Source organism: Nonomuraea sp. NPDC005650, from assembly GCF_040605375.1.
In the GTDB taxonomy this organism is placed as follows: Bacteria; Actinomycetota; Actinomycetes; order Streptosporangiales; family Streptosporangiaceae; genus Nonomuraea.
The window spans coordinates 1-18072 of the sequence record NZ_JBEXCR010000014.1 but is presented as its reverse complement, the minus strand read 5'-3'; the positions used below and the strand labels follow the sequence as shown (position 1 = coordinate 18072).

The 18072-nt window shown below is 70.7% G+C and carries 18 protein-coding genes; 13 read left to right on the top strand and 5 right to left on the bottom strand.

What is annotated here, in order from left to right; genetic code table 11:
- Positions 1 to 35: 35 nt before the first annotated feature.
- The 3 genes from ABZS69_RS24190 to ABZS69_RS24180 are packed head-to-tail and all read left to right on the top strand — an operon-like array spanning position 36 to position 3567.
- Entirely contained in the window at positions 36 to 353 is a 318-nt protein-coding gene (locus tag ABZS69_RS24190) for an L-rhamnose mutarotase (protein ID WP_185077046.1), read from the top strand.
- Between the two features lie 10 nt (positions 354 to 363).
- Positions 364 to 1521, top strand: coding sequence for an L-rhamnose isomerase (gene rhaI / locus ABZS69_RS24185; protein WP_355376445.1), 1158 nt, complete (start codon positions 364 to 366; stop codon positions 1519 to 1521).
- Positions 1522 to 1527: 6 nt separating this feature from the next.
- Entirely contained in the window at positions 1528 to 3567 is a 2040-nt protein-coding gene (locus ABZS69_RS24180) for a bifunctional aldolase/short-chain dehydrogenase (RefSeq protein WP_355376443.1), read from the top strand.
- A gap of 4 nt (positions 3568 to 3571) precedes the next feature.
- Here ABZS69_RS24180 and ABZS69_RS24175 read toward each other — a convergent pair whose 3' ends face one another.
- A complete protein-coding gene (locus ABZS69_RS24175; protein ID WP_355376441.1) occupies positions 3572 to 4105 on the bottom strand; it encodes a hypothetical protein in 534 nt (177 codons plus the stop codon).
- 176 nt (positions 4106 to 4281) lie between these two features.
- On the opposite strand from ABZS69_RS24175, the gene argC reads away from it, so the two are divergent.
- From argC to ABZS69_RS24135, 8 genes are all read left to right on the top strand, one after another.
- The gene (gene argC, locus ABZS69_RS24170) at positions 4282 to 5304 is read left to right on the top strand and encodes an N-acetyl-gamma-glutamyl-phosphate reductase (RefSeq protein ID WP_355376440.1); all 1023 of its coding nucleotides are present in this window, start codon (positions 4282 to 4284) and stop codon (positions 5302 to 5304) included.
- Between the two features lie 67 nt (positions 5305 to 5371).
- Complete coding sequence (gene argJ / locus ABZS69_RS24165; protein WP_355376438.1) at positions 5372 to 6523, top strand: bifunctional glutamate N-acetyltransferase/amino-acid acetyltransferase ArgJ; 1152 nt, start codon at positions 5372 to 5374, stop codon at positions 6521 to 6523.
- Complete coding sequence (gene argB, locus ABZS69_RS24160; protein ID WP_355376436.1) at positions 6520 to 7395, top strand: acetylglutamate kinase; 876 nt, start codon at positions 6520 to 6522, stop codon at positions 7393 to 7395. Before argJ ends, argB begins: the two co-directional genes overlap by 4 nt.
- Before the next feature lie 58 nt (positions 7396 to 7453).
- Complete coding sequence (locus tag ABZS69_RS24155; protein WP_355376435.1) at positions 7454 to 8620, top strand: acetylornithine transaminase; 1167 nt, start codon at positions 7454 to 7456, stop codon at positions 8618 to 8620.
- Positions 8617 to 9627 carry an ornithine carbamoyltransferase gene (gene argF / locus ABZS69_RS24150; protein WP_355376433.1) on the top strand — a complete coding sequence of 337 codons (1011 nt, stop codon included), beginning with the start codon at positions 8617 to 8619 and terminating at the stop codon, positions 9625 to 9627. Before ABZS69_RS24155 ends, argF begins: the two co-directional genes overlap by 4 nt.
- A complete protein-coding gene (locus ABZS69_RS24145; protein ID WP_355376432.1) occupies positions 9624 to 10130 on the top strand; it encodes an arginine repressor in 507 nt (168 codons plus the stop codon). Before argF ends, ABZS69_RS24145 begins: the two co-directional genes overlap by 4 nt.
- A gap of 109 nt (positions 10131 to 10239) precedes the next feature.
- Positions 10240 to 11685, top strand: a complete 1446-nt coding sequence (argH, locus tag ABZS69_RS24140) for an argininosuccinate lyase (RefSeq protein WP_355376430.1) — start codon at positions 10240 to 10242, stop codon at positions 11683 to 11685.
- Positions 11667 to 12377 (top strand): DNA-3-methyladenine glycosylase, encoded by a 711-nt coding sequence (locus ABZS69_RS24135; protein ID WP_355376428.1) that lies wholly within the window; start codon positions 11667 to 11669, stop codon positions 12375 to 12377. The genes argH and ABZS69_RS24135 overlap by 19 nt, the downstream gene beginning before the upstream one ends.
- Here the strand turns inward: ABZS69_RS24135 and ABZS69_RS24130 are convergent.
- Complete coding sequence (locus ABZS69_RS24130) at positions 12317 to 12616, bottom strand: PH domain-containing protein (RefSeq protein WP_355376426.1); 300 nt, start codon at positions 12614 to 12616, stop codon at positions 12317 to 12319. The two genes, ABZS69_RS24135 and ABZS69_RS24130, sit on opposite strands and share 61 nt — an antisense overlap.
- A 204-nt stretch (positions 12617 to 12820) precedes the next feature.
- Here ABZS69_RS24130 and tyrS point away from each other — a divergent pair, with 204 nt between their 5' ends.
- Entirely contained in the window at positions 12821 to 14086 is a 1266-nt protein-coding gene (tyrS, locus tag ABZS69_RS24125; RefSeq protein ID WP_355376423.1) for a tyrosine--tRNA ligase, read from the top strand.
- Positions 14087 to 14281: 195 nt separating this feature from the next.
- Here tyrS and ABZS69_RS24120 read toward each other — a convergent pair whose 3' ends face one another.
- The 3 genes from ABZS69_RS24120 to ABZS69_RS24110 form a co-directional block, all read right to left on the bottom strand.
- Positions 14282 to 15856 (bottom strand): glycosyltransferase family 39 protein, encoded by a 1575-nt coding sequence (locus ABZS69_RS24120; protein ID WP_355376420.1) that lies wholly within the window; start codon positions 15854 to 15856, stop codon positions 14282 to 14284.
- 374 nt (positions 15857 to 16230) lie between these two features.
- The gene (locus ABZS69_RS24115; RefSeq protein ID WP_355376417.1) at positions 16231 to 16383 is read right to left on the bottom strand and encodes a hypothetical protein; all 153 of its coding nucleotides are present in this window, start codon (positions 16381 to 16383) and stop codon (positions 16231 to 16233) included.
- A 192-nt stretch (positions 16384 to 16575) separates the two neighbouring features.
- Positions 16576 to 16962 (bottom strand): PPOX class F420-dependent oxidoreductase, encoded by a 387-nt coding sequence (locus ABZS69_RS24110; protein ID WP_355376415.1) that lies wholly within the window; start codon positions 16960 to 16962, stop codon positions 16576 to 16578.
- A gap of 75 nt (positions 16963 to 17037) precedes the next feature.
- Between ABZS69_RS24110 and ABZS69_RS24105 the strand changes: the two genes are divergently transcribed.
- Complete coding sequence (locus ABZS69_RS24105) at positions 17038 to 17481, top strand: MarR family transcriptional regulator (RefSeq protein ID WP_355376413.1); 444 nt, start codon at positions 17038 to 17040, stop codon at positions 17479 to 17481.
- The last annotated feature ends 591 nt before the right edge of the window (positions 17482 to 18072 follow it).

Below are 18072 nucleotides of genomic sequence, written 5' to 3'. Positions count from 1 at the left end.
GCACGAAGGATTAAAACGTTTTGAAGGGAGTGTCAGTGCAACGCGTCTGCTTCCTGCTGAAAGTCCGCCCAGAGCGGCTGGCGGAGTACCGCGAACGCCACCGAGACGTCTGGCCGGAGATGCGAGAGGCGCTCGCGCGTACCGGCTGGCACAACTACTCGCTCTTCCTCAAAGACGACGGCCTCCTCGTGGGCTACCTGGAGACCGAGGACTTCGAGGCGGCCAGGAAGGCCATGGCCGAGACCGAGGTCAACGCCCGCTGGCAGGCCGAGATGGCGCCGTTCTTCGAGAGTCTCGACGGGCGGCCCGACGAGGGCATGCACCCGCTGGACGAAGTGTTCCACCTGGATTGATCGGGGAGTAATGACTGACATCAAGGCCGCGCTGCGGGCCCAGCACATCGAGACGCCGTCCTGGGCCTACGGCAACAGCGGCACGCGGTTCAAGGTGTTCGCACAGAAGGGGGTGCCGCGCGACCCGTACGAGAAGCTCGCCGACGCCGCCCAGGTGCACGCCTACACCGGCATCGCCCCCACGGTCGCCCTGCACATCCCGTGGGACAAGGTGGACGACTACGCCGACCTGGCCAGGCACGCCCGCGAGCTGGGCGTGGGCATCGGAGCCATCAACTCCAACGTCTTCCAGGACGACGACTACATGCTGGGCAGCGTCACCAACCCGGACGCGCGGGTGCGCCGCAAGGCCACCGACCACCTGCTCGAGTGCGTGGACATCATGGACGCCACCGGCTCCGACACGCTCAAGCTGTGGTTCTCGGACGGCATCAACTACCCGGGCCAGGACGACATCAGGGCCCGCCAGGACCGCCTGGCCGAGTCACTGGCCGAGGTGTACGGGCGGCTCGGCGAGGGCCAGCGCTTCCTGCTGGAGTACAAGCTGTTCGAGCCCGCCTTCTACGCCACCGACGTGCCCGACTGGGGCACCGCGTACGCCCACTGCGTCAAGCTCGGCCCCAAGGCGCAGGTCGTGGTCGACACCGGCCACCACGCGCCGGGCACCAACATCGAGTTCATCGTGGCGTTCCTGCTGCGCGAGGGCAAGCTCGGCGGGTTCGACTTCAACTCGCGCTTCTACGCCGACGACGACCTGATGGTGGGGGCGGCGGACCCGTTCCAGCTGTTCCGCATCATGTTCGAGGTCGTACGCGGCGGCGGGCTCGACCCCGCGACCGGGGTGGCGTTCATGCTCGACCAGTGCCACAACATCGAGCCCAAGATCCCGGGCCAGATCCGCTCGGTCATGAACGTCCAGGAGGCCACCGCCAAGGCGCTGCTGGTCGACCGGGAGGCGCTGGCCGCCGCCCAGTCCGAGGGCGACGTGCTGGGCGCGAACGCCGTGTTCATGGACGCCTACAACACCGACGTGCGGCCGCTGCTCGCCGAGCTGCGGGAGGAGTCGGGGCTGGCGCCCGACCCGATGACCGCGTACGCCAAGTCCGGATATTTCGAGAAGATCGCCGCCGAGCGTGTCGGCGGCACCCAGGCCGGCTGGGGGGCCTGACCAACCATGGAAGTCGTCAAGGAACTGCTGGAACGCTCTCACCGGCTGGGCGCCGACCCGCGCAACACCAACTACGCGGGCGGCAACACCTCGGCCAAGGGCGCGGCGCCCGACCCGGTCACCGGTGAGGACGTCGAACTCCTCTGGGTCAAGGGCTCGGGCGGCGACCTGGGCACGCTGAAGGAGTCCGGGCTCGCCGTGCTCCGCCTCGACCGGCTCCGCGCGCTCGTGAACGTCTACCCGGGCGTGGAGCGCGAGGACGAGATGGTCGCCGCGTTCGACTACTGCCTGCACGGCAAGGGCGGGGCGGCGCCGTCGATCGACACCGCCATGCACGGCCTGGTCGACTCCGCGCACGTCGACCACCTGCACCCCGACGCCGGGATCGCGCTCGCGACCGCCGCCGACGGCGAGGAGCTGACCGGGCGCGTCTTCGGCGACCGCGTGGTGTGGGTGCCGTGGCGGCGGCCCGGCTTCCAGCTCGGCCTGGACATCGCCGCCATCAAGGAGGCCAACCCGCAGGCCATCGGCTGCATCCTCGGCGGCCACGGCATCACCGCCTGGGGCGCCACGGCGCAGGAGTGCGAGTCGCGCTCGCTGGAGATCATCCGCACCGCGGAGGCGTACCTGGCCGAGCACGGCCGCCCCGACCCGTTCGGCTCGGTGATCTACGCGACCCTGCCCGAGGCCGAGCGGCACGCGCGGGCCGCCGCGCTGTTCCCGCACCTCCGCGGCCTGGCCTCCACCGACGTCCGCGTCGTCGGCCACTACACCGACACGCCCGAGGTGCTGGACTTCGTCTCCCGCGCCGAGCACCCGCGCCTGGCGGCCCTGGGCACGTCCTGCCCCGACCACTTCCTGCGGACCAAGGTCGCGCCGCTGGTGCTCGACCTGCCGCCGGACGCGCCCCTGGAGCAGGCCATCGAACGGCTGCGCGAGCTGCACGCCGCCTACCGCGCGGACTACACCGCCTACTACGACCGCAACGCCACCCCGGACTCGCCGCCCATGCGCGGCGCGGACCCGGCGATCGTGCTGGTGCCGGGCGTCGGAATGTTCTCGTTCGGCAAGGACAAGCAGACCGCCCGCGTGGCCGGCGAGTTCTACGTCAACGCCATCAACGTCATGCGCGGCGCCGAGTCCGTCTCCACGTACGCCCCCATCCCCGAGTCGGAGAAGTTCCGCATCGAGTACTGGGAGCTGGAGGAGGCCAAGCTCCGCCGCATGCCCAAGGCGAAGCCCCTGGCCACCCGCGTCGCGCTGGTGACCGGCGGCGGCTCGGGCATCGGCGCGGCCACCGCCCGCCGCCTGGCCGCCGAGGGCGCGTGCGTGGTGGTCGCCGACCGCGACGTGGCCGCCGCGGAGAAGATCGCCGCCGAGCTCGGCGCGGCCGCGTACCGGGTGTCCGACGTGGCGGCGGCGGTCGCCGTGGACGTCACCTCGGAGGAGCAGGTCGCCGCGGCGGTAAGCGCGGCCGTGCTGGCCTTCGGCGGCGTCGACCTGGTCGTCAACAACGCCGGCCTGTCGCTGTCGCGCTCGCTGCTCGAGACCACCCTGGACGACTGGGACCTGCAGCACGACGTGATGGCCAGGGGCTCGTTCCTGGTGGCGCGCGAGACCGCCCGGGTCCTGATCGACCAGGCGCTGGGCGGCGACATCGTCTACATCTCCTCCAAGAACGCCGTCTTCGCCGGCCCGAACAACGTCGCCTACGGCGCGGCCAAGGCCGACCAGGCGCACCAGGTCCGGCTGCTGGCGGCCGAGCTGGGCCCGCACGGCATCCGCGTCAACGGGATCAACCCGGACGGCGTGGTGCGCGGCTCCGGCATCTTCGCCTCCGGCTGGGGCGCCAACCGCGCAGCCGTCTACGGCGTGGAGGAGGAGAAGCTCGGCGAGTTCTACGCCCAGCGGACCCTGCTCAAGCGCGAGGTCCTGCCCGAGCACGTGGCCGCCGCCGTCTTCGCCCTCACCGGCGACGACCTCACCCACACCACCGGCCTGCACATCCCGGTGGACGCGGGCGTGGCCGCCGCCTTCCTGCGATGACCCTTCAGGAGTAAGCGGCCGCCATCCCGATCACCGTCAGCGTGGCTCCGGCCGCCGTGACCAGGAACCCCCCGGTCACGGCGGCCCGCCGACCCCTGCGCGCGCCCGCCCAGCACATGATCACGTACGGCAGGAAGCCCAGCCCCCCGAACCCGACCGCCGGCAACGTCAAGGCCGCCAGGACCCCCTTCGTCCCGGCCGGCACCGCGCGGTCGCCCTCCGGCGAGAGCCGGGCCCGCGTCACCTCGCCCGCCTCGGAGTCCGGTGAGGCGGCCACGGCCACGGCGGCGCCGCCGGAGTCGGGCGTGAAGATCCCCCGGCAGTCGTACCGGCCCTGGCCCAGCGCCGCGCACGAGGCCACCCGCAGCGTCCCCGGCGTGCCGGTCCGCCCCGCGGCCAGCTCCAGATCGCCGATCGCGAACGCCGCCGGCGCCAGGCACGCCGTCAGCCAGAGCAGAACGAGGACGATCCGCCCCAGCCGCCCCGGGTCTCTCCCGCCAGGGGTAACGAACTGCACATCGGGCAAGAAGTCGCTCATGCGCCCCATCGTCGCCGCCCCCGCTGGGCATTCACCTGCAGCCGACTGGGAACACTCCCCGTCTCACCATGTGGTCATCTGGACGCCTCCAGCTTGCATGTCCATCCCGTGAAGTGCATTATCTTCACAGTAAGGTCATGAGCAATGATGCATGAATATACAGAAGAGAGGGCTGAATGAGGGCAGCTGTCGCGGGGGCCAGCGGCTACGCGGGGGGAGAGCTGCTCCGCCTCCTCCTCGGTCACCCCGAATTCGAAATCGGCGCGCTCACCGCGGCGTCCAGCGCGGGCAGCCGCCTCGGCGCCCACCAACCGCACCTGCCCCAGCTGGCCGAGCGGGTCATCGAGGACACCGCCGCCGACACGCTGGCCGGGCATGACGTCGTCTTCCTCGCCCTGCCGCACGGCCACTCGGCCGCCGTCGCCGCCCAGCTCGACGCGGAGACGATCGTCGTCGACTGCGGCGCCGACCACCGGCTCACCGACCCGGCCGCCTGGCAGGAGTTCTACGGCGGCGAGCACGCCGGGTCCTGGCCGTACGGGCTGCCCGAGCTGCCCGGCCAGCGGGAGATCCTCAAGACGGCCAGGCGCATCGCGGTCCCCGGCTGCTACCCGACCTCGGTCCTGCTGGCCCTGTCGCCCGCGTTCGCCGCGGGCCTGGCCGAGCCGGACGTGGTCGTCGTGGCCGCCAGCGGCACCAGCGGCGCCGGCAAGTCGCTCAAGCCCAACCTGCTCGGCAGCGAGGTCATGGGCTCGGTCAGCGCGTACGGCGTGGGCGGCGTCCACCGGCACACGCCCGAGATGGAGCAGGGCCTGTCGGCCGTGGCCGGGACCTCGGTCCGCGTCTCGTTCACCCCGACGCTGGCCCCCATGAGCCGTGGCATCCTCGCCACCTGCACCGCTCCGGCCGCGCCCGGCCTCACCAAGGAGTCGCTGCGGACGGCGTACGAGGCCGCGCTGAAGGCGGAGCCGTTCGTCAAGCTGCTGCCCGAGGGCACGTGGCCGGCCACGTCCATGACCTACGGCGCCAACACCGCCGCCCTGCAGGTGACGCTCGACGAGCGCGCGGGCCGCGTGGTCGCCGTCATCGCCATCGACAATCTCACCAAGGGCACGGCCGGAGGCGCCGTCCAGAGCGTGAACCTCGCACTCGGCCTCCCCGAAGAGTTCGGCCTTCCCCTGACAGGAGTCGCACCGTGAGAGAGCGCAGCGAACGAACCAATGGGCACGGGCGTCCTACGCTTGCGTTGCCGACGAAGGAGGCGGCGTGAGCGTAACCGCACCACTCGGTTTTCGGGCCGCGGGCATCGCCGCCGGGATCAAGTCCGGCGGCTCGCGTGACCTGGCCCTCGTCGTCAACGACGGGCCCAGCAGGGCCGCCGCGGGCGTCTTCACCGCCAACCGCGTGAAGGCCGCCCCCGTGCTGTGGTCGCAGCAGGTCCTGGCGGGCGGACGGCTGCGCGCGGTCGTGCTCAACTCCGGCGGCGCCAACGCCTGCACCGGCCCCGAGGGCTTCCAGGACACCCACGCCACCGCCGAGAAGGTGGCCGAGGTGCTCCAGGACTCCGCGGGCGAGGTCGCGGTCTGCTCCACCGGCCTGATCGGCGAGCGGCTGCCGATGGACGCGCTGCTGACCGGTGTCGAGACCGTCTCCACCCAGCTCTCGCGCGACGGCGGCCTGGCCGCCGCCGACGCCATCCGCACCACGGACACCGTCTCCAAGATCTCCTTCCGGCGCGGCAGCGGCTACATGGTCGGCGGCATGGCCAAGGGCGCGGGCATGCTCGCCCCCGCGCTGGCCACGATGCTGTGCGTGATCACCACGGACGCCGACCTCACCAGCGAGGAGCTCGACGCCGCGCTGCGCGGGGCCACGGCCAGGACGTTCGACCGCCTCGACACCGACGGCTGCATGTCCACCAACGACACCGTGCTCCTGCTGGCCAGCGGCGCCGCCGGGGTCAAGCCGGACCTCGCCGAGTTCGGGCAGAAGGTCCACGAGGTCTGCGCCGACCTGGCCAGGCAGCTCCTGGTCGACGCCGAGGGCGCCTCCAAGGCCATCGCCATCGAGGTCATCGGCGCCGACTCGGAGGACGACGCGGTCAAGGTCGGCCGCACGGTCTCCCGTTCCAACCTGCTCAAGTGCGCCATCCACGGCGAGGACCCCAACTGGGGCCGCGTCCTGGCCGCCGTCGGCACCACCGACGCGGTGTTCGAGCCCGACCGCCTCAACGTGGCCATCAACGGCATCTGGATCTGCCGCGGCGGCGCGGTCGGCGACGACCGCTCCAAGGTGGACATGCGCCCCAGGGACGTGACGATCACGATCGACCTGTCGGCGGGCCCGCACACCGCGACCGTGCACACCACGGACCTGACGGCCGAGTACGTCCACGAGAACTCGGCGTACTCCTCATGAGGACCCTCAGCGCGCAGGCCAAGGCCGAGTCGTTGATCGAGGCGCTGCCCTGGCTCACCCGCTTCCACGGCGCGACCGTCGTCATCAAGTACGGCGGCAACGCCATGACCGACGAGTCGCTCAAGTCCGGCTTCGCCGAGGACGTCGTCTTCCTGCAGCACGCGGGCCTGCGCCCGGTCGTCGTGCACGGCGGCGGGCCGCAGATCAGCAGCGCGCTCGCCAGGCTGGGCATCGAGTCCACGTTCACCGCCGGGCTGCGGGTCACCACGCCGGAGGCCATGGAGGTCGTCAGGATGGTCCTGGTCGGCCAGGTCAACCGCGACATCGTGGGCCTGGTCAACCGGCACGGCCCGTTCGCCGTCGGCATGTCCGGCGAGGACGCCCACCTGTTCACGGCCGTGCGCAAGCACGCGATCGTGGACGGCGAGCCCGTGGACATCGGCCAGGTCGGCGAGATCATCAAGGTCGATCCGGGCGCGGTGGGGGCTCTGATCGACAACGGCCGCATTCCGATCGTCTCCAGCGTGGCGCGCGGGGACGACGGGGAGATCTACAACGTGAACGCCGACACTGCCGCGGCCGCGCTGGCCGTGGCGCTCGAGGCGCAGAAACTGATCGTCCTCACCGACGTCGAGGGCCTGTACGCCAACTGGCCCGACGACACCGACGTGATCGACCAGCTCAGCGCCGGCGAGCTGGAGACGCTGATGCCGACGCTGTCCAGCGGCATGGTCCCCAAGATGGAGGCCTGCCTGACCGCGGTCCAGGGCGGCGTCCCGCAGGCCCACGTGCTCGACGGGCGCGTGCCGCACTCACTGCTGCTTGAGATATTCACCAATGAGGGAATCGGAACGATGGTGATGCCCGGATGAGCGAGCGAATCGATAAGTACAGCAGCCTTAGGTTCATGCGGACGACGGAGTCGGCCGCATGAACCTGTACAAAAGGTTCGAGACGGCCTTCATGCCCAACTACGGCGTGCCGCCGGTGGCGCTGGCACGAGGCGAGGGCACTCGCGTCTGGGACGTGGACGGCAACGAATACCTCGACTTCATCGGCGGCATCGCGACCAGCTCGCTCGGTCACGCCCACCCCGCCCTGGTCGAGGCCGTCTCCAAGCAGGTCGCCACGATCGCGCACACCAGCAACCTGTTCCTGCACGAGCCCGAGGTGCTGCTCGCCGAGAAGCTCCTCACCCTGCTGAACGCCCCGGGCAAGGTCTTCTTCGCCAACTCGGGCACCGAGGCGAACGAGGCCGCCTACAAGCTCGCCCTCAAGTACGGCAGGCGCGAGGGCCGCTCCTACTTCGTGGCCGCCGAGAACGGCTTCCACGGCCGCACGATCGGCGCGCTGTCGCTGACCGGCAAGCCGTCGATCCGCGACCAGTTCGGCCCGTTCCCCGTCGACGTGCGCTTCGTCCCGTACGGCGACGCCGATGCGCTCAAGGAGGCCGTGACCGGCGACTGCATCGCGGTCTTCCTGGAGCCCACCCAGGGCGAGGCCGGCGTCGTGCCGCCGCCCGAGGGCTACTTCGAGGCGGCCCGCGAGATCTGCGACTCCACCGGCGCCCTCCTGGTCGCCGACGAGATCCAGTCCGCGATCGGCCGCACCGGCCACTGGTTCGCGCACCAGGCCGACGGCGTCACGCCCGACATCCTGACCCTGGCCAAGGGTCTGGGCGGCGGGCTGCCGATCGGCGCGTGCATCGGGTTCGGCGACGCGGGCAAGCTGTTCGCCAAGGGCGACCACGGCTCGACGTTCGGCGGCAACCCGGTCGCGTGCGCCGCGGCCCTGGCCGTGCTCGGCAACCTCGACCTCGACCACGTCAAGTCGGCCTCCGCGCGGCTGCGCTCCGGCCTGGAGTCGGTCCGGCACCCGCTGCTGAAGGGCGTGCGCGGGCGCGGCCTCTGGCTGGCCACCGTGCTGACCGAGCCGCGCGCGGCCGAGGTCCAGAAGGCCGCCCAGGGTGCCGGCTTCCTGGTCAACGCCCTCCAGCCGGACGCCGTGCGCCTCGCGCCGCCGCTGGTGGTCACGGCGCAGGAGATCGACACGCTCGTGGCCGCGTACCCGGCGATCCTCACGGAGGCGGCCAAGTGACCGTGCGACACGGCGCGGACTCGGCGCAAATCAGACACTTCCTGCGCGACGACGACCTCACGCCCGCCGAGCAGGCGGAGGTGCTCGACCTCGCCGCGGCCATGAAGAAGGACCGCTTCGGCTACCGCCCGTTCGAGGGCCCGCAGACGGTCGCGGTCCTGTTCGACAAGCCGTCGGCCCGCACCCGCGTCTCCTTCCACACCGGCATCGGCGAGCTCGGCGGCCTGCCGCTGGTCGTGGACAACGTCTCGGTCCTCATGGGCCGCGGCGAGCCCACCGCCGACATCGCCCGGGTGCTCGACCGGCAGGTCTCCGCCATCGTGTGGCGCACCACCGGGCAGGAGCTCATCGAGGAGATGGCCGCGCACTCCCGGGTGCCGGTCGTCAACGCGCTCACCGACGAGTTCCACCCCTGCCAGATCCTGGCCGACCTGCAGACCGTTCAGGAGAGGCTGGGCCGGACCGCCGGGGTCACGCTCACCTACCTGGGCGACGGCGCCAACAACATGGCCCACTCCTACCTGCTCGGCGGGGCCACCGCCGGCATGCACGTACGGATCGCGGCCCCGGCCGCCTACCAGCCCGACGCGGTCATCCTCGACCAGGCCGCCGCCATCGCCGCCACGACGGGCGGCTCGGTGATAGCGCTGTCCGACCCGGTGGCCGCCACCCAGGGCACGCACGTGATCGCCACCGACACGTGGGTGTCGATGGGCCAGGACGGCAAGGAGGAGCGGGTCGCCGCGCTCATGCCGTACCAGGTGAACTCCGAGCTGCTCGAGCACGCCGCACCCGACGCGATCGTGCTGCACTGCCTGCCCGCCTACCGCGACTACGAGATCACCGACGAGGTCCTCGAAGGCCCGAGGAGCGTCGTGTGGGACCAGGCGGAGAACCGGCTGCACGCCCAGAAGGCGCTCCTCCACTGGCTGGTGTCACGGGTGCCCTCGCGGAGCGAGGGCACCGATAAGCACAGCAATGACGTCATGAGGCCGGAGGGCTCATGACGATTCCGATGACCAAGGCGGCGCGGCAGGCGAAGATCACCGATCTGCTGATGCGGCAGCCCGTGCGCTCCCAGCCGGAGCTGGCCAAGCTGCTGGCCGAGAGCGGCGTCGAGGTCACCCAGGCCACGCTCTCGCGTGACCTCGACGAGCTCGGCGCGCTCAAGCTGCGCGCCGACGACGGATCCCTGGTCTACGCCCTGCCCGGCGAGGGCGGGGCCCGGATCCCGCTCACCCGGCTGGGCACCGGCGAGAGCCCGGCCGCGCGGCTGCACCGCATCGCGGAGGAGCTGCTGGTCGGCGCCGAGGCGTCGGCCAACTTGATCATCGTACGCACTCCGCCGGGCGCGGCCCAGTTCCTGGCCTCCGCCATCGACCACGCCGACTGGGAGTCGATCCTCGGCACCGTCGCCGGAGACGACACGATTCTCGTCATCAGCCGCGACCCAGCCGGCGGCCAGGCCGTCGCGGACGCGCTGCTGAAGGTGGCCGACCGGCGCGCCTAGCGCGCCGCCGAGCCGAGATCCGCATGATCCTGTACGGCGGGCCGGCCACTGTCTCGGGCCGCACCAAGATCGCCGCCGCACGAGACGCCAAGAAGGGGTGACTTGCACTATGGTCGCGGGGGACACGAAGGAGATAACGGTGAGTGATGGCAAGCCGATGCGGCTGTGGGGCGGTCGCTTCGAGAGCGGCCCGTCCGACGCGCTGGCCCGGCTGTCGGTGAGCGTGCACTTCGACTGGCGGCTCGTGCCGTACGACCTGGCCGCGTCCAGGGCGCACGCCCGCGTGCTGCACCGGGCGGAGCTGCTGAGCGACGAGGAGCTCGAGCGCATGATCGACGCGCTCGACGACCTGGAGCGGGCCTGCAAGGCGGGCGAGTTCCGGCCGACGGTCGCCGACGAGGACGTGCACACGGCGCTGGAGCGCGGCCTGCTGGAGCGGCTCGGCTCGCTGGGCGGCAAGCTCCGCGCGGGGCGCTCGCGCAACGACCAGATCGCCACCGACCTGCGCCTCTATCTGCGCGATCACGCCCGCACGATCGTCTCCCGCTTGGTCGAGCTGGAGACGGCGCTCATGGCCCAGGCAGAGCAGCACGCCGAGACGGCCGCACCCGGCATGACACACCTGCAGCACGCGCAGCCGGTGTCGTTCGGCCACCAGCTCCTGGCCCACGTGCACGCCTTCGCCCGCGACATCGACCGGCTCACCGACTGGGACAAGCGCGCCGCGATCTCCCCGCTCGGAGCCGGCGCGCTGGCGGGCTCGTCGCTGCCGCTCGACCCGCAGGCCGTGGCCGAGGAGCTCGGCTTCGCGGCCGCCGCGCCCAACTCGATGGACGCCGTCTCCGACCGTGACTTCGCGGCGGAGTTCCTGTTCGACGCGGCCATGATCGGCGTGCACCTGTCGCGGCTGGGCGAGGAGATCGTCCTGTGGGCCTCGCAGGAGTTCCGCTGGATCGAGATGGACGACGCCTACTCCACCGGCTCGTCGATCATGCCCCAGAAGAAGAACCCCGACGTCGCCGAGCTGGCCCGCGGCAAGTCCGGCCGCCTGATCGGCAACCTGATGTCGCTGCTGACCACGCTCAAGGGCCTGCCGCTGACCTACAACCGCGACCTGCAGGAGGACAAGGAGCCCGTCTTCGACGCCGTCGACACGCTGCTGCTGGTCCTGCCCGCGGTGGCCGGTCTGGTCGCGACCATGCGGGTCAACACCGCCCGCATGGAGTCCTCGGCGCCCGACGGGTTCGCGCTGGCCACCGACCTGGCCGAGCTGCTCGTACGCCGCGGGGTCCCCTTCCGCGAGGCCCACGAGGCGGTCGGCCACCTGGTGGTGTGGTGCCAGGTCAACGACAAGGACCTCGGCGACCTCACCGACGAGGAGCTGGTCAAGGTGTCCGCGCACCTGACGCCCGACGTGCGCGACGTGCTCAACGTGCCCGGCGCCCTGGCCGCGCGCAAGGCCCACGGCGGCACCGCGCCCGACCGCGTCCGCGACCAGCTCGTCTCGCTGCGGGAGGCGGTCGACACGCAGGCGGCATGGGCAGCGGGGAGCTGAGCTCCGCCGCGCTGCCGCGGGGGTTCTTCGACCGGCCGTCGCACGAGGTGGCGCCCGAGCTGCTCGGGCGCGTGCTCGCGCACGGCCCGGTCGCCGTGCGCCTGACCGAGGTCGAGGCGTACGGCGGCCCCGGTGAGGACCCGGCGGCGCACACCTACCGGGGCAGGACGCCGCGCAACGCCGTGATGTTCGGCCCGCCGGGGCACCTGTACGTGTACTTCACGTACGGCATGCACTTCTGCGCGAACCTGGTGTGCCTGCCGGAAGGCTTCGGCTCGGCCGTGCTGCTGCGGGCCGGCGAGGTGGTGGCGGGCATCGACGAGGCCCGCGCCCGGCGCTCCGGCAACGGCAGGGCGATCCCCGACCGGGACCTCGCGCGCGGCCCGGCCAGACTGGCCGTGGTCCTCGGCCTGCTGCGCGAGCACAACGGCCTCGACGCGATCGCGCCGGCGCCCATCGCCTCCGGCCGCCGGTTGACCGGCGTGCCCCATGGGGCCGCGGCGGTCCTGGAAGGCATCCCGGCGGGGGTGGAGTCGGTCAGCTCAGGTCCGCGTACCGGCATCTCGACCGCCAAGGACACGCCGTGGCGGTTCTGGATCGACGGCGACCCGACCGTGTCGCCCTACCGCGCTCACGTACCCCGCCGCCGCAACGCCGCGGCCACCTCGGTCGGAGGGGCGTCCAAGTCGTGACGGCTGAAGATGTGCAGGTGGTCGCCGGTGTCGATCTCCAGGATCTCGCTCCGCCGCCCCCAGCGCCTGCCCACGTCGACCTTGATGTCCCGGATCGCCTCCCATGGCACGTGCCGCCTGCCCGCGAACCCGTGCACCACGGTGATGCCGCTCTGGTCGGCCGCCAGCCGTACGGGGGCGATCAGATCACGCAGCCCCATCGCTCCGACCAGCACGGTTGCCGGGACGGCCAGGATCACGCCGCGGACATCTCCGGAGGCCCACCAGTAGACGGCGAGCCCAGCACACGCCAGAGCCCCTAAAATCTTGAAAACGGCCAGCTCGCGACGGACCCTCCACATGGAGACAGAGCGTATCCAAGTGGCGGTTCGCCCACGCGATCGGGCACGCTTGTCATACCTAACGTCCAACATGTCCAACGTCTCAACGGAAAGCCGGCACCCGTGACCGACATTCTCGATGACCTCGCGTGGCGAGGGCTTATCGCTCAGTCCACCGACCTCGACGCCCTGCGCGCGTCCATGGCCAAGGGCCCGATCACGGTCTATTCCGGTTTTGACCCCACCGCCCCCTCCTTGCACGTCGGCCACTTCGTGCCGCTGCTCACGCTGCGCCGCCTCCAGCTCGCCGGGCACCGCCCGATCGGCCTGGTCGGCGGCGCCACCGGCCTGATCGGCGACCCGAGCGGGCGCAACAGCGAGCGCTCGCTCAACGCCGCCGAGGTCGTGGCGGAATGGGTGGAGCGCCTGCGCGGACAGGTCGGGCGTTTCCTCGACTTCGACGTCCAGCCGAACGCCGCCCGCATGGTCAGCAACCTCGACTGGACCGGCGAGCTGAGCGCCATCGGCTTCCTGCGCGACATCGGCAAGCACTTCCCGGTCAACCGCATGCTCGCCAGGGAGTCCGTCTCCGCGCGCCTGCAGGGGGAGGGGCTGAGCTACACCGAGTTCAGCTACCAGATCCTGCAGGCCAACGACTACCTGGAGCTGTTCCGCCGCTACGACTGCACGCTGCAGATCGGCGGCAGCGACCAGTGGGGCAACATCACGGCCGGCGCCGACCTGGTCCGCCGCATCGAGGGCGCGCACGTCCACGCGCTCACCCTGCCGCTGATCACGAAGGCCGACGGCACCAAGTTCGGCAAGACGGCGGGCGGCGCCCTCTGGCTCGACCCGGAGATGACCTCGCCGTACGCCTTCTACCAGTACTTCCTCAACTCCGACGACCGTGACGTGATCCACTACCTCAAGGTCTTCACGTTCAAGAGCCGCGAGGAGATCGAGGCCCTGGAGAAGGCCGTCGCCGAGCGCCCCTTCGCCCGCGAGGCGCAGCGGACGCTCGCCGAGGACCTCACCGAGCTGCTCCACGGCAAGCAGGAGCTCGACGCGGTCGTGGCGGCCTCGAAGGCGCTCTTCGGCCAGGGCGCGCTGGAAGACCTGCCCGCCTCCACGCTGGGTGCGGCGCTGGCCGAAGTGCCGAAGGCCGTGATCCCGGAGGTCGGGGCGCCGTTCGTGGACCTCCTGGCCGACAGCGGCCTGGTGGAGTCGAAGTCGGCGGCCAGGCGGGCGGTGAAGGAGGGCGGGGCGTACCTCAACAACGTCAAGATCACCGACGAGGCGTACGTGCCGGGTTCGGAGGACCTGCTGCACGGGCGGTTCATGGTGCTCCGGCGCGGCAAGAAGTCGATCGGCGGGGTCGAGGTCGGCTGACCTCCGTACACCGAAGCGGGCCCTTCCCTGTTCGTCGGGGAAGGGCCCGCTTTCTTGCTGGGGAGGGCCCGCTTTCTTGTTGGGGGAAGGGCTCGCTTTCGCGTCATCCGATCACCGTCATCCGATCACCGTCATCCGATCACCGTCATCCGATCACCGTCATCCGATCACCGTCATCCGATCACCGTCATCCGATCATCGCCGGACGAACAGCGCCACCGTCAGCCCCGGCAGCTCGGCCGAGTGCTTGGCCAGGCTCAGCTTGAACCCCGCCTTCACCACTTCGCCGACCCGCGGAACCGCGTCGCCGTCGAGGCCCGACTGCTTGCTCCCGCGCCACACCACCCACACCCGCTCGCGCCCGTCCAGCGCCGCCGCCGCGTCGGCCCGTTCCGGGTACCCGAACCCGTCGGACGAGGGCTCCTCACCGCTCTTGAGCACATCGACGGGCATCAAGGAGTCCGCGTAGTACTCGAATCCGGTGCGGAGCTGGCTCTGGCCGTACACGATCGCGTCGTCGGGTTCGGCCTTGATCACGCGCAGGGCCCAGGGGATGTTCTCGAAACGTCCGTTCTCCTCACGTACCGTGATGTGCTCCTGGACGGACAGCGCGCACCCGAGCAGCACCACCACGACCGCGGCCACCACCTGGAACCGGGGGAGCGCCGCCACGGCGAGCCCGGCCAGCAGCGCCAGCGCGGGGGCGGTCACGAACAGGTACCGATCCACGTAGACGGGCGTCACGAGCTGCGACACGGCGAGCAGCAGCACCGGGGGCAACACCAGCCATCCCACCAGCGCGAACACCCACACCCTGCCCACCACCGGTCCCGCGCCTTCACCCGGCGCCACCGATTCCGCGCTCCCGTGCGGCGTAAACGGTTCCGCGTCCCCGCGCGACGCTCTTGGGTCCGCGCTCCCGCGCACTGCCACCGGTTGCGCGTCCCCCCGCGAGGTCCTCCACAGCAGCACCGCACCGGCCAGCGCCAAGACGAACAACATCACGCCCAGCCCGGTCGCACCCGCCGCCATCTTCGGGAATTTGAGCCACACCTCCGGCCCACGCTGCGGGATCCAGCTGATCGCGTGCCGCTCCCCGAACCCCACCAGCCCCAGCACCGCGGCGGGCACGCTCCCGACGGCCATGGCCGCCAGCATCGGCACCACCCAGGCCCGCCGTGCCAGCAGCAGGTGGGCGGGCAGCACCAGTACGGCGAACAGGTGGGTGGAGCACACGAGGGCCACCGCGACCCCGTACACCACCCACCGCCTGGCCTCGGAGCGCTCCACGGCCCGATGCAGCGCCCAGAACGAGAACACCACCGCGGCCGCGGCGAACGCGTACGACCTGGCGAAGGCCCCGAAGTAGGACACCGAGGGCAGTATCGCGAAGATGGCGGCCGCGATCACCCCTGCTCGCGTGCTGTGCAGCCGCCGCCCCAGATCGACGAGAAACCAGGCGGCCACGCCGATCCCCACCGCCGACGGCAGCCGCAACCACAGCTCCGCCGTGCCCGCCTTCACCCACAAGTGCATGAACAGGTAGTACGGGAGGAAGTGACCGTCGATGTGCCGCGCCAGCTCCCACATCCCGGACAGCGAACGGGAGGCGGCGCTGATGGTGGCCAGTTCGTCGCCGTTCAGGGTGGCGGACCCCGTACCCGTGAATGCCGCGATGCCGGCGACCACGGACATCCACCACGGGGTGGCGCCTGTACGGGGGCGTTTGGCGGGGCGGGCGGGGGGAGCGAGCGTGGCGGCAGTGGTCACCGGGGCAGGATACGCGGGTGAAGGTTGGGATTATTCGCGTTCGCCCCTTATGCAGGACTGCGGGGGAGCCCGGCCGGGACACCCAGCCGGCCCTTGCGCGATCACGGTCCCACGAACGTCTCACCCCAGAACCGATCCGACCCGCCTGCGTGGAGGCTCTTCCGTCCGGCCGCCCGCGCCGGGGTTCTCCCGCCCGGCCGTCCGCATCGAACCCACCCGTGCGGCCATCCGCATCGGAACCACCCGCTCAGCCGTCTCCGTCAGGCCGCTCCGCTGGCCGTCCGCGTGCTGGTTCTTCCGTCCGGCTGCCTGGGCCGGGTCCACCCCGCTCGGCCGTCCGAGTCGGGTTTCCCCGTCCGGCCTCCGCGCCGGATTCATCCACCCGAGCCGTCCACGTCGGCGTTCTCCAGCCCGGCCATCCACGCCAAAACCGCCCGCCCGAGCATCGGCACCGGATCCACCCGTACGGCTATCTGCGTTGAGCAACGCCTGCCGCTCACACAGCAGCCGTGCAGCGCTTCAAGCACGGCGCCTTCCTGGCAACCGCGGCCCGCCGGGCACGTCCAAGACAGCAGTGCGCCCCCTCCCCGTGCCCCTGTGCCGAGCCCACCAGCCATCCCCTCATCCGCGCCGAGCACCTACGGACAGCGCCCCTTGAGAAGAGAACCCTTACGGCACCTGAGAGACACCCGGGGATGGCGTCGCCGGGACCGACGCGGTCATTGCCGAGTGACGCGTGTCGGCTTCATAACAATCACCACCCGCCGCTCGGCATCCCCAACCGGCCGCTCGTATTCCAGCCCGTACCGATTGGCCAGCACGTCGAAGAAGTCACCCGAGGGGTCGGGGTCCACCCGTTCGACCACGCCACGGATCTCCAGGTAGCGGTACGGCTGCTCAGGATCGTTGATAGAGACCGCTATCTGCGGATGTTGCACGACATTTCGGTACTTCATGCGATCCGTGGTGGTCGTGAAGCGCAAGTACTCCCCATCCCAGATCGTCCAGACCGGGTTCACGTTGGGCGCCCCGTCGGCCCCGATCGTCGCCAGGTGGGCGAACAGCGGGCGCTCCAGCAGGTCCAAGTGGCTGTCGGGAATGATCACGTCTCTCCTCCAAAGCGTAGATACGTACGAGGTTATCAAAGCTTTGATACCTATCAATGTTGTACTATTCCTGCCATGGGGATGCCTGTAGACGAACGCCTCGGTCTGGACATCAAGCGCGCGGAGCAGACCCTGATCGCGGCCAAGCAGGCCGCCGTCCGGCCGGCGGGACTGACCGTTCCCCAGTACGCGACGCTGCTCGCGCTGGTCGGCAACCCCGGCATCTCGGGCGCGGCGCTGGCGAGAGCGTGCCTGGTCACACCCCAGGCCATGACCGTCGTCCTCAAGAACCTGGAGGAACGCGGCTTCGTCGAACGCTCATCGCACCCGTGGCACCGCAACGTTCTGGAGACCCGGCTGACCGAGGCCGGGCACGCGGCGCTGACGGCGGCGGACGAGCGGGCCACAGTGATCGAACGGGCGATCGCGAGCGAGTTCAGTGCGGAGGAGCGGGAGCAGCTGCGGAGCCTGCTGGCCCGATGCAACGAGGCGATCGCCCGCGCAACCCTGGAACTGTGACGCCAGTGAAGGCAGGCCGGTTGTGTCGCTGGGCGGGGTCGAGGGCGGGGGATGTGGGGTGCCCGCCACTGGGTGTCCGCCATTCGGCGGGATGGCCGTGACACGCCCTCTGGCGAGGCGATTTGACGTGTCGCCGATCGCGACCTAGTCTTTCAGTTCGCGCCGGGAGTGAGCCGGACGCCGATCACGGCGGACGGGCCCCTGCGCAAGCCCTTTGAAATGACGAGCCACTTGGCGGAGCCGCTTCGGCGCGCTCGGAGCCTGGGTCGTCGTCTGGCGCGCTTGAGATCACCGGAAAATCGGTTGATTCGACAGGCTCTGGATGACACGGTAAGTTACGAGGGTTGCCCTGGGACAACCGGGGTGCACCATCCTAAGCAAGTCTGAGTGGTACCCAGTAAATCCCTTGGATTTGACGGATGCCGAACAGCTCGGTAAATTTTAGGAAAACGCGAGGCACGCCTCCGAGCGAAAGTCGAGAGACTTGAGCGAAGATGTACGCGTCCGTTTCTTGAGAACTCAACAGTGTGTTAAAAGCCAGTGCATGAGTAACACATGCATATCCCCGTCATTATTGACGGTTATTGCTTG

Excerpts from the sequence above, each read along its gene's own strand:
- argB (WP_355376436.1), top strand. The coding sequence starts at position 6,520 with ATGAGGACCCTCAGCGCGCAGGCCAAGGCCGAGTCGTTGATCGAGGCG.
- ABZS69_RS24175 (WP_355376441.1), bottom strand. The coding sequence starts at position 4,105 with ATGAGCGACTTCTTGCCCGATGTGCAGTTCGTTACCCCTGGCGGGAGA.
- argH (WP_355376430.1), top strand. The coding sequence starts at position 10,240 with ATGGTCGCGGGGGACACGAAGGAGATAACGGTGAGTGATGGCAAGCCG.
- ABZS69_RS24155 (WP_355376435.1), top strand. The coding sequence starts at position 7,454 with ATGAACCTGTACAAAAGGTTCGAGACGGCCTTCATGCCCAACTACGGC.
- rhaI (WP_355376445.1), top strand. The coding sequence starts at position 364 with ATGACTGACATCAAGGCCGCGCTGCGGGCCCAGCACATCGAGACGCCG.
- ABZS69_RS24145 (WP_355376432.1), top strand. The coding sequence starts at position 9,624 with ATGACGATTCCGATGACCAAGGCGGCGCGGCAGGCGAAGATCACCGAT.
- ABZS69_RS24135 (WP_355376428.1), top strand. The coding sequence starts at position 11,667 with ATGGGCAGCGGGGAGCTGAGCTCCGCCGCGCTGCCGCGGGGGTTCTTC.
- ABZS69_RS24105 (WP_355376413.1), top strand. The coding sequence starts at position 17,038 with ATGGGGATGCCTGTAGACGAACGCCTCGGTCTGGACATCAAGCGCGCG.
- argC (WP_355376440.1), top strand. The coding sequence starts at position 4,282 with ATGAGGGCAGCTGTCGCGGGGGCCAGCGGCTACGCGGGGGGAGAGCTG.
- ABZS69_RS24180 (WP_355376443.1), top strand. The coding sequence starts at position 1,528 with ATGGAAGTCGTCAAGGAACTGCTGGAACGCTCTCACCGGCTGGGCGCC.